General features: G+C 67.2%; 13 protein-coding genes. 8 read left to right on the top strand and 5 right to left on the bottom strand.

From position 1 onward, the window contains the following. Positions 1-98: 98 nt before the first annotated feature. Entirely contained in the window at positions 99-1493 is a 1395-nt protein-coding gene (locus tag EII26_RS08140) for an amidohydrolase (protein WP_124888660.1), read from the top strand. A 245-nt stretch (positions 1494-1738) separates the two neighbouring features. Here the strand turns inward: EII26_RS08140 and EII26_RS08135 are convergent, their stop codons facing one another. From EII26_RS08135 to radA, 5 genes are all read right to left on the bottom strand, one after another. Next, a complete protein-coding gene (locus EII26_RS08135; RefSeq protein ID WP_124888659.1) occupies positions 1739-2059 on the bottom strand; it encodes a putative heavy metal-binding protein in 321 nt (106 codons plus the stop codon). Between the two features lie 49 nt (positions 2060-2108). After that, the gene (locus EII26_RS08130) at positions 2109-2693 is read right to left on the bottom strand and encodes a DJ-1/PfpI family protein (RefSeq protein WP_124888658.1); all 585 of its coding nucleotides are present in this window, start codon (positions 2691-2693) and stop codon (positions 2109-2111) included. Between the two features lie 76 nt (positions 2694-2769). Next, complete coding sequence (locus EII26_RS08125; RefSeq protein ID WP_124888657.1) at positions 2770-3756, bottom strand: NAD(P)H-dependent glycerol-3-phosphate dehydrogenase; 987 nt, start codon at positions 3754-3756, stop codon at positions 2770-2772. A gap of 18 nt (positions 3757-3774) precedes the next feature. Beyond that, a complete protein-coding gene (locus EII26_RS08120) occupies positions 3775-5109 on the bottom strand; it encodes an NfeD family protein (RefSeq protein WP_124888656.1) in 1335 nt (444 codons plus the stop codon). Positions 5110-5161: 52 nt separating this feature from the next. Further along, the gene (gene radA, locus EII26_RS08115) at positions 5162-6505 is read right to left on the bottom strand and encodes a DNA repair protein RadA (RefSeq protein ID WP_199735140.1); all 1344 of its coding nucleotides are present in this window, start codon (positions 6503-6505) and stop codon (positions 5162-5164) included. A 165-nt stretch (positions 6506-6670) separates the two neighbouring features. On the opposite strand from radA, the gene EII26_RS08110 reads away from it, so the two are divergent. The 7 genes from EII26_RS08110 (at position 6671) to EII26_RS08080 (ending at position 15837) form a co-directional block, all read left to right on the top strand. Continuing rightward, positions 6671-7594, top strand: coding sequence for a DMT family transporter (locus EII26_RS08110; protein WP_124888654.1), 924 nt, complete (start codon positions 6671-6673; stop codon positions 7592-7594). 312 nt (positions 7595-7906) lie between these two features. Next, positions 7907-8644, top strand: a complete 738-nt coding sequence (locus EII26_RS08105) for an MIP/aquaporin family protein (RefSeq protein ID WP_124888653.1) — start codon at positions 7907-7909, stop codon at positions 8642-8644. 84 nt (positions 8645-8728) lie between these two features. Then, the gene (glpK, locus tag EII26_RS08100; protein ID WP_124888652.1) at positions 8729-10261 is read left to right on the top strand and encodes a glycerol kinase GlpK; all 1533 of its coding nucleotides are present in this window, start codon (positions 8729-8731) and stop codon (positions 10259-10261) included. 100 nt (positions 10262-10361) lie between these two features. Next, positions 10362-11840, top strand: a complete 1479-nt coding sequence (locus EII26_RS08095) for an NAD(P)/FAD-dependent oxidoreductase (protein ID WP_124888651.1) — start codon at positions 10362-10364, stop codon at positions 11838-11840. Continuing rightward, the gene (locus EII26_RS08090; RefSeq protein WP_124888650.1) at positions 11837-13093 is read left to right on the top strand and encodes an NAD(P)/FAD-dependent oxidoreductase; all 1257 of its coding nucleotides are present in this window, start codon (positions 11837-11839) and stop codon (positions 13091-13093) included. Before EII26_RS08095 ends, EII26_RS08090 begins: the two co-directional genes overlap by 4 nt. 21 nt (positions 13094-13114) lie before the next feature. Next, complete coding sequence (locus EII26_RS08085; RefSeq protein ID WP_124888649.1) at positions 13115-13483, top strand: DUF1667 domain-containing protein; 369 nt, start codon at positions 13115-13117, stop codon at positions 13481-13483. A gap of 224 nt (positions 13484-13707) precedes the next feature. Beyond that, positions 13708-15837, top strand: coding sequence for a methyl-accepting chemotaxis protein (locus EII26_RS08080; RefSeq protein WP_124888648.1), 2130 nt, complete (start codon positions 13708-13710; stop codon positions 15835-15837). Positions 15838-15905 lie beyond the last annotated feature (68 nt).

Raw genomic sequence — 15905 nt, 5'->3', positions numbered from 1 at the left:
CGGTTCCGCAGGACGGGAGCGGAGGAACGGCGCCATCTCCTTGGCCTTTTTCCTTTTCCTAAAGTCCATTCACGAGACAAATCCGAAGGGAGCAAAGCATGGACAAGAGAGCGATTTTGACGTGGATCGACGCGAACCGGGCCCCCTTTGAGGCCCTGGCTCTGGAGATATGGGCTTCTCCCGAGCTCGCCTATCAGGAGCACGAGGCCGCCCGGCTCCAGATGGACTTTTTGCGGCAGCGCGGTTTCAAGGTGGTGCAGAAGGGCGACATGCCCACCGCCTTCATGGCCGAGTGGGGAGAGGGGGGCCCGGTCGTCGGCATCCTTGGCGAGTACGACGCCCTAGCCGGGATGTCCCAAACCGTGAGCACAAGGCCCGAGGCAACCGCCCCCAAGGCCCCCGGACACGGCTGCGGACACAACCTGCTGGGCGTCGGCGGCCTCATGGCCGCGTGCGCCGTAAAGGAGGTCTTCGCCTCCCAGGGGATCCAGGGCACCGTACGCTACTACGGCTGTCCCGCCGAGGAGGTCCTGACCGGCAAGGGGGACATGGCGAAGGACGGCTATTTCTCCGGCACGGACGTGGCCCTGAGCTGGCACCCGGCCGACTGCAGCTCCGTCACCGCCGCGACCATGACGGCCATGGTCTCCGCAAAATTCCGTTTTCAGGGAATCTCCGCCCACGCCGGCGCGTCCCCCGAGGCCGGTCGGAGCGCGCTCGACGCGGTGGAGCTGATGAACGTCGGCGCCAACTACTTGAGAGAGCACATGGTCGCCCAGGACCGCCTGCACTACGTCATCACCCAGGGCGGACTCGCCCCCAACATCGTGCCGCCCGAGGCCGAGGTCTGGTACTTCGCCAGGGCCCCGCACGACGGAGAACTGGTCTCGCTCTGGCGGCGTCTGGTCAAGGTGGCGAAGGGCGCGGCCCTCATGACCGAGACCGAGGTCCAGACCGAGATCCTGGGCGGCTGCTACAACACGCTCCCCAACAAGGTCCTCAACGCGCTGCTGGAACAAAATCTCCGTTCGTTTGCCGGTCCCGTCGCCTACAGCGAGGAGGAGATGCGCTTCGCCCGGGAAATTCAGGAGTCCCTGCCGTCCGGACAGCGCGAGGCGGCCCTGAGCCGGATGCCCGAGGGGATCGGGACGATCCTGAACACGGCACCTCTCCCCTGCTTCGACGCGGGAAAATTCGTGATGGGTTCGACCGACGTCGGCGACGTGGCGAACATCATGCCCACCTCCATGGTCTGGGTGGCATCGTGGCCCCTCGGCGTTCCGCACCACTCCTGGCAGGCCGTGGCCTGCTCGGGGGGCTCGCTGGGGCTCAAGGGCATGGTTCTGGCCGCAAAAACCCTTGCCGGGACCGTTTATGACCTGGCTGTCGACCCCAGCCTCGTTCGGCGGGCCCGAGAGGAGTTCGAGGCCGGGCGGAAGGGCAGGGTCTACCGCCCGATCGGGGCCTTGCTGAGCGCGGCCGGCTCCGAATAGGATCCGTTCGCCGTGATCGAAAGCGCTCTCGGGATCCTTTCCCGAGAGCGCTTTACCTTGAGGATGCCTACGGATTGCACGATCGGCCCAGACCTTCGGCGAACGTTCCCAAAAGGCGGCGCACCCCAAAAACGATGAGAGCACGCCTACGAGAACGAGTCGGCTCGGCGGACGGATCCCGATCCCCGTACGCGACGGGCGGAGCCGAAGAGGTCCGGCTCCGCCCGCCACCAAGAAAGGGCCCCTCAGTCCAGCTTCACGGCCGTCCCGCTGCACGTCACCATCAGCATGTCGTTGCCCGTTCCCAGCACCTCGTAATCCATCTTGACGCCCACGACGGCGTCGGCCCCCATCGCAGCCGCCCTCTGGGCCATCTCGGCCAGGCTCTCGTCGCGAGCGCGGGTCAGCTCCTCCTCGTACCCCTTGGAGCGCCCTCCAAAGACGTTCCGCAAGGCCGCTCCGATGTCCTTCAAAAAGTTGACGCCGGCGACCACCTCGCCGAACACGATGCCCCGATACTCCCTGATGTTGCGCCCCTCCACGCTGGGCGTCGTGGTCACGATCATCAAAAATACCTCCTCCGTTCTTTCCCACACAAGGCAAGGCCCGGCATCGTCACCGGGCAAACGGGTCCTCGTCCCGATCCGCGTTGCGGACGTACTCGATCCTCCGTGCCGCCGCCTCCGCCTCCGCCCGGCCCAGGCGGTCCTCCAGGAATCCCAGGGCCATGTCCATCCCGGCGGAGACCCCGGAGGAGGTGTAGAACTTCCCGTCCACGACCCAACGGGCGCAGGATACCCACCGCACCGAGGGATTGACGGAGACGACCCAGTCGAAGGCCCGCTTGTTGGAGGTAGCCCTGAGCCCGTCCAGAAGCCCCGTCGCGGCCAGAAGGGCCGAGCCGGTGCAGACCGTGAGGACATGGGCCGAGCGTTCGGCAACGTCCTTCAGCCCCGCAAGGTACGCCGGGTCGCCGACCAGAGCGCGCGTACCCATCCCACCCGGCACCAGCAGGACCTCGGGCTCGGATCCCGTCCCCAGGGGTTCCGTCCATACCCGAACCCCCTGAACGCTCACGACCATCCCGCCGTTCGGGGAGACGCAGCGCACGGAGAAGCCCGGAACGCTCCCGAGGATCTCCACGGGGCCGAAGGCGTCCAGGGTCTCGAAATTCCGAAACAGCAAAACGTCGACGTTCATGCCTCCACACCTTTCGTTGCATCGGCCCTGCGCCGCCGGTCTTGTCCTCCCTGCGGAAGCCCCGCGGCGGAGGGGCTCACTCCGGCTTGGGCTCCCTGAAGAGCAGCCGCTCGATGACGTCCTGAAGCACCGCCCCCTCGTAGAGGATCGCGTGAACCCCTTCGGAGATGGGCAGCTCGATGCCCTTCGTTCGGGCATAGGCCACGAGGGCCTTCACCGTGTGGGCCCCCTCGACCACCTGGCCGATCTCCGAGACCGCGGAATCGGCCGACGCCCCGCGCCCGATCGCCGCACCGAAGCGAAAGTTGCGGGAGTGCGCGCTGTAGCAGGTTGCCATCAGGTCCCCTACCCCCGCGAGCCCGGCCAGGGTCAGGGGAGAGGCGCCCATGGCGGAGCCCAGCCTCATGATCTCGGCCAATCCGCGCGTCGCCAGGGCGGCCCTGGCGTTGTCGCCGACCGAGAGCGAGTGGGCGATACCTACGGCGATCGCGATGATGTTCTTCACCGCCCCTCCCAGCTCCACCCCGACGACGTCCCCGCTCGTGTAGACCCGAAAGCGGGGGGCGTTCAGCAGCTTCTGCCACTCGACGGCGGTGGCGGGGTCCTTCGAGGCCACGATGACCGCCGTAGGGAGGTCCCGGACGACCTCCTCGGCATGGCTGGGCCCGGAAAGCGCGCTGTAGGAGGAGCCGGGCAGGACCTCCTCGAAGATCCTGTGGGGCATGAGCCCGGTCGATATCTCGATCCCCTTGGCCAGGCTCAGAAAGCTCCGCCCCTCCGGGGACAGGGGGGCGAGGCGCTCCAGAACGCTCCTCAGGCTTTGGGTCGGAAGGGCCAGGACCACGCGGTCCGCCCCCTCCAGGGCCTCCTCCAGGACCGCCGTGGCCCTCAGGGATTCCTGCAGAGGGTAGTCCTTCAGATAGCGCGGGTTGCGATGACGCTCGTTGATGTGGCGGGCCTGGTCGCCCCCCCGGCACCAGAGGACGACCTCGCGCCCCACCCGGGCGGCATGGTCCGCCACCGCGGTGCCGAAGCTCCCCGCTCCCAGAACGGCAAGACTCATGGATCCGACTCTCCTTTTCTAGCTTTCCTTCTTCCGGCGAACGACAAGGACGATGCCGTCGAGGGCGGAGACGATCCCGACGTCCCCTTCCGAAAGGCTCCCGTCCTCCGCACGGGCACGCCAAAGCTCCCCGCGGCACCGCACCATTCCCTCGGCTTCGGCCGTCAAGGGCTCGACGGCCACGGCCTCCAGGCCGATCAGCCCCCGACGCCCCGTGGAGACCTTTCGCCTCAGGCTCCGGGCCACCATGAACGCGAACAACGTGAAACAGGCTCCAAGCGCAACCGTTATCCCCGCAATCAGGGACACGGAGACGCGCAGCAGCTCCCCGCCCGGGGCACGGAACAGGAAAAGCCCCCCCGCGACGAGCACCGCGACCCCGAGCAGGCTCAGGATCCCCATCCCGCCCACCAGAAGGTCGAGCCCCATGACGATCACGCCCGCCCCGACCAGGGCCACGCCCGCCCAGCTGAACGGGAGCATCCTCAGGCCGATGCTCCCGAGCAGGAGCATGACGGCCCCCGTCGTGCCCAGGACGAAGCCGCCGGGGGTGATGATCTCGTAGAACAGCGCCAGAAGCCCCCCCACCAGAAGGAGGTAGGCGATATCGGGGCTCGAGAGGAACTGGATCAGCTTCTCCTGCCAGGTCATCTCCACGCGCTCGACCGGCATTCCTGGCCGCAGCGCGATCTTGACGGGGTTCGCATCGACGGTCACGACCCGGCCGGATACGGCCTCCAGAAGGGAGTCCAGGTCGTCCGCGACGAGATCGACGACCTTCTCCGCCAGGGCCTCGTGGGCCGTCAGGGACAGGCTCTCCTGGATCATCCTCTGCGCGGCCTTCTGATTGCGGCCCCGCAGCTGGACCAGGGCGCGCATCTGGGCCTCCAGGTCGTTGACGACCTTCTTCTTCATGTCGTCGTTCGGCAGGTCCTTTCCGGATGCGACCACGGGATGCGCCGCCCCGACGTTGGTCCCCGAGGCCATGGCCGCGACGTGGGCCGCCTGCATCATGAAGGCGCCCGCCGAAGCCGCCCGACCGCCGGGCGGAACCCACATCACCACGGGGGCCCTGGAGCCCAAAATCGCCTGGACGATGCCGCGCGTGGCCTCCACCAGCCCGCCGGGCGTATCGAGCTCGAAGACGACGAGGGCGGCTCCCTCCTCGTCCGCCTGCCGGATCACCCGCCCGACGAACTGCTCCATCTGCACGCCGACCGAGCCCGACAGGGGGGCCAGGACCACCTTGGAAGGCGCGCGGGCCGGGGCCGCCGAGCCCCAAAGCATCAGGCCCAGGACGGCCAGAACGATGACGGGGAAAACCGCGTTTTCCCTGCGCGAAAGGTTTTTCATAAGACGACCTCCAAGTTCGGGGGAACGCCGGCCCTCCCGGCGCGCCCCTGGCTTACGCCTCTTTTCTCGACAAGCCCGCGGCCAGGGCCTGATTCAGGTGCGAGACCGCGACGATCTCCAGGCCCTCCACGCGCTCGTTCCGCTCCCGAGAGCTGACGACGGCGCGGGAGAAGCCCAGCCGGGCGGCCTCCCTCAGCCGCACGCCGAGGCGCGTGACGGGGCGCACCTCCCCCGCCAGTCCCACCTCGCCCAGCCAGCAGGAGCCGCCCGGAAGCGGGACGTCCCTCAGGGCCGACGCCAGGGCGGCACAGGCCGCCAGGTCGGCCGACGGGTCCTGAATCGACAGCCCGCCCGCCACGTTCATGTACAGATCGTGCCCGCTGCAGGGCAGCCCGCAGCGTTTTTCGATGACGGCCGTCAGCAGCTGAAAGCGGTTCAGCTCGATGCCCCGTGCGGTACGCCTGGGGTAGGGAAAGACCGTGGGCCCCGCCAGGGTCTGGATCTCCGCGGCCAGGGGCGTGGTCCCCTCCAGGGCGATCGTCATGGCGACCCCCGAGACCGCGGCGTCCGACCGGTTCCAGTAGAGCCCGCTCTTGTCCTCCACGGGGATCAGCCCGTCCTCGCGCATCTCGAAGACCCCCAGCTCGTCCGTACTGCCGTAGCGGTTCTTGACCGCGCGCAGCATGCGATAGGACGAGTACCCCTCCCCGGAGAAGGTCAGGACGGCGTCCACCATATGCTCCAGCAGCATGGGCCCCGCCAGGCGGCCGTCCTTGGTGATGTGCCCCACGAGCACCGCCGGGACGTCGCCCGCACGGGCCGCGTCGACGACCCTCTGCGCGACGGCCCGAACCTGATTGGGCGTCCCGGGCCAGCCCGCCTCCCCCTCGGCCCTCATGGCCTGGACGCTGTCGAGAACGACGAAGGAGACGTCCCACAGGTTCTGAAGCGCCCCCTCCAGATCGGTCCCGCAGCAGAGCAGCAGACGGTCCGAGGCCACTCCCAGACGGGCGGCGCGCAAGGCCACCTGAGCCTCGGACTCCTCGCCGGAGATGTAGAGCACGGAGGCCCCCGTCCCCGCGACGCGCCCCGCGGCCTGCAGCAGCAGGGTGGACTTGCCGATGCCCGGCTGGCCTCCGATCAGGACGACCCCGCCGGGGACCAGCCCTCCGCCCAGGACGCGATCCAGCTCCCCGATGCCCGTCGAAAGGCGGCGCGGCGGCCGGACGTCGACGGCGCTCACCACCCGGGCGGCGACGGACCGTTTGGAGGGAGCCGAGGACGCCTCGGACTCCAGCGTCCCCCAGGCCCCACAGGACGGACAGCGTCCCGTGCGCGTGGTCGTCATGTGCCCGCAGTCGGCGCACACGTAACGGATCGGCTCGTCCCTGGCCACTCGAACACCTCCGCAAATAGGTTTCCCCTCGAGCATCATTATACCCCGCGGGGCAAAACCGGGAGGGGACCCGGTTCCGCACCGAAAAGGGTATAATCCTGGACGGACGGTCCGCGGCCGGCGGAGACGGAGCGGCAATCATTCGGGAATCGAGGTATCCACAAGTTGGACAAGAGCACATCGGGTATCCTTCTTGCCGTGGGGACGGGGCTGCTTTGGGCTCTCAGCAGCCCGGCCTCGAAGCTTCTGGGACAGAGCGGAGCGGACATGAACACCGTCGTCCTTCTTCGCTGCGCCGTATCCTCCCTCGTGCTCGGAACATGCATCGGGCTCTTTGCGCCGCAGCATCTCCACATCCGGAGGAGGGAGTTTCTGGCCCTGTTCCTCCTCGCCCCTCTGGCCCCGGTCTGCGCCTATCTGGGTTTCATGCTCTCGGTCGCCTACCTGCCCGTGGCGACCGCTCTGGTCGTCCGCTACACCGCCCCCATCGCCACGGCCATGGGCTCCTCGCTGATAACGGGAGAGAAACCCGGCCCATACGATCTGTTCGGCGCCATCGCCGTCTCGCTCGGCGTCCTCTGTTCCGTCATGCGCCCCGACTGGAGCGTCGACACGGAGATCTCCGTGCCCGGCCTGATCTGGGGCCTGCTGGGCGTCCTTGGCATATCGGCCCAGGCCCTGTGGGGCCGGGCCTCGGTCACGAGGGGCGGCGTTTCCGGAATGGGGATCTTCTTCTACAGCAACCTCTTCGGCGGCCTGTGGATGTTCTTTTTCAAGTCCCTGACCTCCGGGTGGTCGGACCTTCCGGAGCTGACGGGATTCCAGATCGGGCTGATCGCGATCACCGTCTTTTTCACGTCCCTCCTGGGCTATTACACCTTCTATGCGTCCCTGCGCCATATTCCGGCGTCGACGGTCTCGCTTCTGACGTCGGGAGAGGTTCCCGCGGCGATCGTGATGACCTCGATGGCCACGGACTCCTGGCCGACCCGACCCGCCGTCCTGGGCTGCATTCTCATCCTGTCCGCCATCGTGCTCTCCTCCCGGCAAGCCGGGAGAACGCCGCACGTGCACCGCGGGGCAGAATGACCCGCCGCACGGCAAGACATTCCGGAACCTCGAAGATCGGGCCGTCATTCGCCCTCTTCGTTTTCATTTTTCTCATTTTTTATCGTTGACATACAAAAAAATAAGAACTAGACTTAGAATCGGGGATGCTGGAACCGCTTCGCACATCCCGTTCCTCTCGATCGGTATTCCTGTCCTCCCATCCGTCGCTCGTTTTTGGATCGGTCTCGCGTTTTGGGGTTCGTCGGCCAATAGGCGCAGCAAAAATCGTCAACGGGGGCAACACAGGCAAAGCAATCCATTCCCTTATTTTTCCTTAAGGAGGAGATTGACGTGCAATCGTTGTTAGGGCCTGTTTTCGGTGAATTTTTCGGCACCATGGTGCTGATCGTCTTCGGCGACGGAACCGTCGCCGCCGCCGTGCTGAAGGGATCCAAGGCCGAGGGATCGAGCTGGGTCCACATCAATTGGGGCTGGGCCTGGGCCGTCGTGATGGGGGTCTTCGCCGCGCAGGCCATGGGAGCCCCTCAGGCGGACATCAACCCCGCCGTAACCCTCGCCAAGTTCATGGCCGGGGTCTACCCGAGCGCATCCCTAGCCCTGACGATCATGGGCGCCCAGATCCTGGGGGCCTTCGTCGGAGGCGTGATCGTCTACTTCGCCTACCTGAATCACTGGGAGGGCACCCCCGCCGGCGCGCAGCTGGCGGTCTTCTCCACCACGCCGGCAAAGTGGAATCTTCCCTGCAACTTCCTCACCGAGGCCATCGCCACCTTCTTCCTGGTCACCATAATCATGTGCATCTTCTCCAAGGGCGTCGGGGGCGTCGCCCCCGCTGTCGGGCCGTTCCTCGTCGGGGGGCTCATCTATGCCCTCGGCGCCGCGCTCGGCGGCCCCACCGGCTACTCCATGAACCCGGCGCGCGACTTCGGTCCGCGCGTGGCGCACTTCCTCCTTCCGATCCCCGGCAAGGGGGATTCGGACTGGCAGTACGCCTGGGTGCCCACCGTCGGGCCCTGGGCCGGTGCCGCCGTCGCCTCCGTGTTCTGCCAGGCCTTCGGCCTGATGTAGACGCATCGGGGCGGCTCGGCCTCTTCGCGAGAGGACATTCCCGCCATCACGCCGGATAACGCGGTACGACAAGGAGGTTGCACTATGTCCGAAAAGAAATATGTCGTCGCAATCGACCAAGGCACCACCAGCACACGGTGCATGGTGTTCGACAGGAAGGGGCTGCCCGTCTGTTCGCAACAGATGGAGCACGCCCAGATCTACCCCAACCCCGGCTGGGTGGAGCACGACGCCATGGAGATCTGGTCCCGCACCCAGGACGTCATCCGGGGGGCCCTCTCCGCGGGCAACATCGCGGCGGGGGACATCGCCGCCGTGGGGATCACCAACCAGCGCGAGACCACCGTGGTCTGGGAAAAAAGCACCGGAAAGCCCATACACAACGCCATCGTCTGGCAGTGCATGAGGACTCAGGACTTCTGCGCGCAGTGGCAGAAGTCTTCCGGATGGGAACAGACCATCACCGGCGAGGGCAAAGTGAAGGACATCACGGGGCTTCTGATCAGCCCCTACTTCTCCGGGACCAAGATCAAGTGGATCCTCGACCGCGTGCCCGGCGCCCGCGAACGCGCCGAGCGCGGGGAACTGCTGTTCGGCAACACCGACACCTGGCTGATCTGGAACCTCACGGGCGGCCCCAACGGCGGCGTCCACGTCACGGACGTCTCCAACGCCTCCCGCACCCTGCTGATGAATATCGAAACCCTCCGGTGGGACAGGACCATGATGGATTTCCTGGGCATTCCGGAGGCCATGCTGCCCCAGATCAAGCCCTCCAGCCACGTCTACGGCAACACCGTGAAACACGGCCCGTTCGGCGCGGAGATCCCGATCGCGGGCGACCTCGGCGACCAGCAGGCGGCCCTCTTCGGCCAGGCCTGCCTGAGCAAGGGAGAGGCCAAGAACACCTACGGAACGGGCTGCTTCATGCTGATGAACATCGGCGACAAGCCCATCCCCTCGAAGAACGGCCTGCTGACCACCGCGTTCTACAGCCGTGAGGAGGGCAGGTGCGTCTACGCCCTGGAGGGCTCCATCGCCATCACGGGCGCCGCGGTGCAGTGGCTGCGCGACAACCTGAAACTGGTGGACGAGGCCCCCGACACGGAGTACTTCGCCTCCAAGGTCGAGGACTCGGGCGGCATCTATTTCGTCCCCGCCTTCTCGGGCCTCTTCGCACCCTACTGGGACATGACCGCACGCGGGGCCATCGTGGGGCTCACCCGCTTCATCCGCAAGTCGCACATCATCCGGGCCACGCTGGAGAGCATCTGCTACCAGACGCGGGACGTCATCGAGGCCATGCAGAAGGACTCCGGCGTCAACCTGACCAGCCTGAAGGTGGACGGCGGGGCCGTCAAGAACGACCTGCTGATGCAGATGCAGGCGGACATCCTGGGGACCGAGGTCGTGCGCCCCGTCGTCAACGAGACGACGGCCCTGGGCGCCGCCTACGCTGCGGGCCTGGCCACGGGGTTCTGGAAGGACGAGAGCGAGATCCGCAACAACTGGGCGATGGACCGCAAGTTCGCCAGCCTGTCCACCACCGAGAGGCGGAGGGCGATGTACGACGGCTGGAAGAAGGCGGTCGAGAAGTCCCGCGGCTGGACGGATTGATTCCCGAACGGACGGTTTTGCGCACGCAGACAGCCCCAGACGCCACCTCTGGGGCTGTCCGTCTGTAGGGGCGTTGGGACTTCGGGGAGGGGGGATCGCCATGCCTGGAGAACAGTACGACGTCGCCGTCATCGGCGGCGGGATCATCGGCGCCAGCCTGGCACGGGAGCTCTCGCGCCACAAACTGAGGATCGTCGTCCTGGACAAGGCCGCCGAGCTTCCCGCGGGGGCCAGCCGGGCCAACAGCTCCATGATTCACGGCGGGTTCGACGACAGGCCCGGATCCGTCAAGGCCCGCTTCAGCGGCAGGGGCAACCGGATGTACCACGAACTGAAGGACGTTCTGGACTTCCACCTGAACGAGTGCGGTTCCTACGTCTGCGCCTTCGACGAGAGGGACGGGGCGCACCTCGAGAAACTCCTGGAACAGGGCCGCGCCAACGGCATTCCCGGCCTGGAGATCGTCTCGGGGGATCGGCTTCGGGAACGGGAACCCCACGTCTCCCCGGCGATACGGTCGGCCCTCTGGTCGCCCACCGCCGCGATCGTCAACAACTTCGAGGCGGTCGTCGCCTTCATGGAGAGCGCCCGGATCAACGGGGTCGAACTGCGGCTGGAGACCCGCGTCACCGGACTGATTCTGAGCGGCGGCGGGGTCCTGGGCGTCCGGACCGACCGGGGGCCCGTTTACGCTCCCATCGTCGTCAACGCCGCGGGGGTGCACTCCGACGAGGTCGCCGGCTGGGCCGGGGACCGGAGCTTCCGTATCGTCCCGACCCGGGGCGAGTATTACCTCCTGGACCGCTGCACCGAGGATCTCATCAGCAGCTTCTTCTTCGCCTGCCCCTCCGAGCTCGGAAAGGGCATCACCGTGGCCCGCACCGCGGAGGGCAACCTGCTGGCCGGCCCCAACGCCGTCGTCCAGGAGGACCGGGAGGACCTGTCCACCACGACGGAGGGGCTCGACGAGGTGCTGAGGGGGGCCCGCAAGCTCGTGCCCGATTTTCCGGCACACCTGAACATCACCACCTTCGCGGGGATCCGCGCCAACTCGGATACGGAGGACTTCGTCATCGGCGCGCCCGGCTCCCCGCGCGGCTTCGTCAACGTCGCGGGGATCAAGTCGCCGGGCTTCACCTGCGCGCCCGCCATCGCGGTCCACGTCGCCGAGCTGATCCGCGAGGAACTGGGCGACCGGGCCGTCTTCGAGCCCAACCGGGCCTTCGTCCCGGAGCGCAGGCATATCCCCCGATTCGGCATGCTTCCCCTCGAGGAGCGCAAGAAGCTGGTCGCCGAGGACCCCGCCTACGGGCAGATCGTCTGCCGGTGCGAGACCGTGACGGAGGCCCAGGTCGTCGAGGCCGTCCGCAGGGGCGCGCGCACCGTCGCGGCGGTCAAGGTCTGGACCCGGGCGGGCACGGGACGCTGTCAGGGCGGCTTCTGCTGTCCCCGCGTGGCGGAGATCCTGGCCCGTGAATTGGGGATCCCCATGGAGGAGGTCACCCGGCACGGGGGGGACTCCCGCCTCCTGGTCGGCAGGACCAAGGAGTACCTCCTGAAGAAGGGGGTGCGGCCATGAACGGGGATCGGCCTATCGACGTGCTGGTCGTCGGTGCCGGCCCAGCCGGCGTCGCGGCCGGGATCGGCGCGAGGCGCGCGGGCGCGGGGCGCGTCGTGGTCCTCGAGCGCGACTGGGACCTGGGGGGAATCCTCCAGCAGTGCATCCATCCCGGCTTCGGACTCCAGACCTTCAAGGAGGAGCTGACGGGCCCGGAGTACATGCACCGTTTCGTCGTCCAGGCGCACGAGGCCGGGGTGGAGTTTCTCGCGAACACCATGGTCTTCGGAATGGACCCCGATGGGAGCGTCTGGACGATGAACCGCGACAGGGGCCTCGAGCACCTCATCCCCGGCGCCACGGTCCTGGCCATGGGCTGCCGCGAGCGACCGCTGGGCGCAATCCGGATCCCGGGAAGCCGTCCCGCCGGCATCTACACGGCCGGAACGGCGCAGCGGTTCGTGAACATGGAGGGCCAGATGCCCGGAAACCGGGCGGTGATCCTGGGCTCGGGCGACATCGGCCTCATCATGGCCCGGCGGATGATCTGGGAGGGGGCGACGGTGGAGGGCGTGTACGAGGTCATGCCCTGGGCGGGCGGCCTGAGGCGGAACATCGCTCAGTGCCTGGACGACTATGGCATCCCCTTCCATCTGGAGACCACGGTCACCCGCGTCCACGGCCGGGATCGGCTGGAGGGCGTGACCGTCGCGAAGGTCGACGGGGCCCGTGCGCCGGTCCCGGGGACGGAGCGGTTCGTGCCCTGCGACACCCTGCTGCTGGCCGTGGGACTGATCCCGGAGAACGAGCTCTCGCGGGGTGCGGGAGTGGAGCTCCATCCCGTCACGGGGGGGCCGGTGGTGAACGATCTGCTTCAGACCAGCCGTCCCCCGGTCTTCGCGGCCGGAAACGCCGTGATCGTCTACGACCTGGTGGACAACGTCAGCGACGAGGGGCTCAGGGCAGGTGCGAACGCCGCCCGCTACGCGCGCGGCGAGCTCCCCGCCCCGGATCGCTCCATCCCCGTCCGGGGAGGGGAGAACGTCCGGCTCTTCTCGCCGCAGTTCGTCACGGGCGCATCCGACGTGACGGTCTACCTGCGCGTCTCCCGTCCCTTCGAGTGCCCCTGCCGCGTTTTCGCCGAACCGGGGCTCTTCTCCCAAAAACTGCGCTACGCCCGCCCCGGGGAGATGAACGAGGTGCGCCTGGGGGCGGACTGCATCCGAGCGCTGACGGACCTGAAGGAAATCGTCGTCGACGTGGAGGCGCTATAACATGTGGAGGGGGATGAAACCATGAGCGAGGAGAAGAGGATCATCTGCGTATCCTGCCCGTTGGGCTGCGCCCTCACGGTGACCTGCGACGGGAACGCCGTGCGCCGGGTGGAGGGCAATACCTGTCCCCGGGGACGCTCCTACGCCGAGACGGAGGTGAGGAACCCGCGGCGGGTGTTCGCCTCCACGGTCCGCGTGCGGGGGGGCAGGCTGCCCGTCTGTCCCGTGCGCAGCCAAAAGCCCGCGCCCAGGGACCGGCTCTTCGACATCGCGCGCGCGGTCGCGGCGCTGGAGGTCGACGCCCCCATCGCCATCGGCCAGGTGCTGCTGCCGAACGTCTGCGGCACCGACGTGGACATCGTGGCCAGCCGGAACCTGGCGGCGGAGTGAGCGCTTCCGATCCCGCCGGCCTCCGTGCTCCCTCGGAGGCCGGCGCTTTTGCGTCCGGGGTTTCCCCCGGACGCTCCCGGATTGATTGACAAAGACCGAGCGGCTCTATAAATTAGAGCCCAATCCCACGCACCCGTCTCGAGACGTGGCGGCATTGCCGTTTTCGCCTCGGACAGGGCGCCTCAAGGTGGGTCGCAGCAAAACAAACGGAGGTTCTCGCAATCATGGAAAAGAAATTGTCCGTACCCGCCGCCCAAAGGGGCGGAGCCGTCGTTCCCTTCCTGGCCAGCATCCGCTTCAGGATCATGAGGGCCTTTGTCTTCGTGGCCCTGTTGCCGCTCTTCTCCATCGGCGTGGTCGTGTATGTGCTGCAGGCCGGCTACGCCCACTACGAGCGGCAGATCGACAACGAGGTGTCGAAGGTCTCCACGGGGCTCGACCTCTATTTCGACTCCATCCAGAACTCCGTCGCCATGCTGGCCTCCCAGAACGCCCTGAAGGACGCGGGCACGGCACTGACCTCCTACGTGAACCTGGAGGCGAACACCCCCGAGGGCAAGGTCCGGATGGACCCCGAAAGCTTCTCGCCGCAGGCGAGGGCCATCTACGAGGACTTCGTCAATTTCGTCTCCTCCAACCCCTCCATCGCCTTCCTCAACATGGGCATGGAACACGAGGGAGGGTACATGTCGCACCCCGTCTCCGATCGGTCTCCGGGATACGACGCGAGGGCGCGAAGCTGGTACAAGCTCTGCAAGCAGGCCCCGGACGGCAAGGCCATGTCCGGCCTTTACGTCTCCTCGGACGGAACCGCCTCCATCGAGGTGATGAACTGGATCGTGGACCGGGAGGGCCGGTTCATCGGAGTTCTGGACGCCTCCGTTCCTCTGGCCGGCATTCAGAAAATGTTGCAGGGGGTGACCCTCGGAAAATCCGGCTATCTCGTCGTGCTGGACAAGGACGGCATCGTCATCTCCAATCCCCGCAGTCCCGAGACGGTCGGCAAACCCGTCTCCGAGCTCGGCATCCCGGGCTACGAGGCCCCCAAGGGGAAGCGGAGCGCAAAAGTTCAGTTCGAGAAGGACGGGACGACCTGGAACGTGCAGTCCCTCCCCTCGCAAAACGAGGCTCTGGGCTGGACCTCGATCGGAATCGTCGACGAGCGCGAATACACGCTCCTGAGCCGGGGACTCAAGATCCTGATCGCCGTGCTCTTCCTGGGCGGCCTGCTCGTTTCGATGGTCGTGGCCCTGACCATCACCCGCAACATCGCCGGTCCCCTCAACCACCTGGCCGGCTTCATCGCCCGGCTCGGGGACAAGGACTTCTCGGGGACCCTTTCGGAAAAGCATCTGAGGAAGAGGGACGAGCTGGGAGCGATCGCCCGCGCCGTCAGCAGCATGACCGCCTCCGTGGCGGAAGTTCTGCGCGGCATCCGCACCGAGACGGACAAGAACGCGGGGCAGGCGGAGTCCCTGGCCGAGGTCGCCTCGACGCTCCGCACGTCGATCGGCAAGGTGGAAAGCACCCTCGAGACGATGAACGGCCTCCTGGACAGGAGCATGGTCTCGCTCGACGGGGTCACGGCCTCGATCGACGAGATCGCGAAGAGCGCTCAGGCCAGCGCCGAGAGCGCATCGGACGGGGCGGAACAGACCCACGGCATGAGCGACGGGGCCGGACGCGCTGTCTCGAAGGTCGACGGGGTCGTCGACAACATCAAAAACGCGGCCGGCGTCTCCACCCGAACCCTCGAACAGATCCACAACCTCGCCGGGTCCGTCGACACCATCTCGGGGTTCGTATCCACCATCACGAGCATCGCGGACCAGACCAACCTGCTGGCCCTGAACGCCGCCATCGAGGCCGCGCGGGCGGGCGACGCCGGACGCGGGTTCGCCGTGGTCGCCGAGGAGGTGCGCAAGCTGGCCGAGGAGTCCGGACGTGCCGCCGCGGAGATCAGCTCCCTCATCGGCGGCCTCAGGGAGCGCTCCGAGGAATCCGTCCGATCGACGGAGCGGACGGGCACGCTGCTGAACGCCATCGTGGACGACGCCGCAGCCGCCCAGGGCGAGCTCGCGGAGGTCCTGAACGCGATATGCCGCCTCAACGACGCGATTCAAAGCCTGGCCGCCGTGGCCGAGGAGCAGGCGGCCGCCTCCGAGGAGATGAGCATGGGGGCCCAGAACATGGCGCAGTCGATCGGCGAGGTCCTCTCGGTGGAGACCGAGCTCAACGGCGAGGCCGAGGAGAACGGGAGAGCCGCCGACCGGATCGCCGAGGTCTCCGAGGGGATGACCGCCACCGTGAGGAAGCTCAGGGCGCTCGTCGACACCTTTACCCTGGGGGACTGACCGAGCCGGATCTTGCGCTATACTAGTCTTCACGGAATCGTCATCAACATTTTTGAGGGGTGTTGGAA

Origin of the sequence: Fretibacterium sp. OH1220_COT-178 (genome assembly GCF_003860125.1) — a bacterium.
Classification (GTDB): domain Bacteria; phylum Synergistota; class Synergistia; order Synergistales; family Aminobacteriaceae; genus CAJPSE01.
The sequence above is the reverse complement of the archived record's forward strand: the minus strand, read 5'-3'. Positions and strand labels throughout refer to the sequence as shown.

Bases quoted from the DNA above. Each gene is read 5' to 3' on its own strand.
- EII26_RS08085 (WP_124888649.1), top strand. From the start codon at position 13,115: ATGAGCGAGGAGAAGAGGATCATCTGCGTATCCTGCCCGTTGGGCTGC.
- EII26_RS08125 (WP_124888657.1), bottom strand. From the start codon at position 3,756: ATGAGTCTTGCCGTTCTGGGAGCGGGGAGCTTCGGCACCGCGGTGGCG.
- EII26_RS08130 (WP_124888658.1), bottom strand. From the start codon at position 2,693: ATGAACGTCGACGTTTTGCTGTTTCGGAATTTCGAGACCCTGGACGCC.
- EII26_RS08140 (WP_124888660.1), top strand. From the start codon at position 99: ATGGACAAGAGAGCGATTTTGACGTGGATCGACGCGAACCGGGCCCCC.
- EII26_RS08080 (WP_124888648.1), top strand. From the start codon at position 13,708: ATGGAAAAGAAATTGTCCGTACCCGCCGCCCAAAGGGGCGGAGCCGTC.
- EII26_RS08095 (WP_124888651.1), top strand. From the start codon at position 10,362: ATGCCTGGAGAACAGTACGACGTCGCCGTCATCGGCGGCGGGATCATC.
- EII26_RS08090 (WP_124888650.1), top strand. From the start codon at position 11,837: ATGAACGGGGATCGGCCTATCGACGTGCTGGTCGTCGGTGCCGGCCCA.
- EII26_RS08120 (WP_124888656.1), bottom strand. From the start codon at position 5,109: ATGAAAAACCTTTCGCGCAGGGAAAACGCGGTTTTCCCCGTCATCGTT.
- glpK (WP_124888652.1), top strand. From the start codon at position 8,729: ATGTCCGAAAAGAAATATGTCGTCGCAATCGACCAAGGCACCACCAGC.
- EII26_RS08135 (WP_124888659.1), bottom strand. From the start codon at position 2,059: ATGATCGTGACCACGACGCCCAGCGTGGAGGGGCGCAACATCAGGGAG.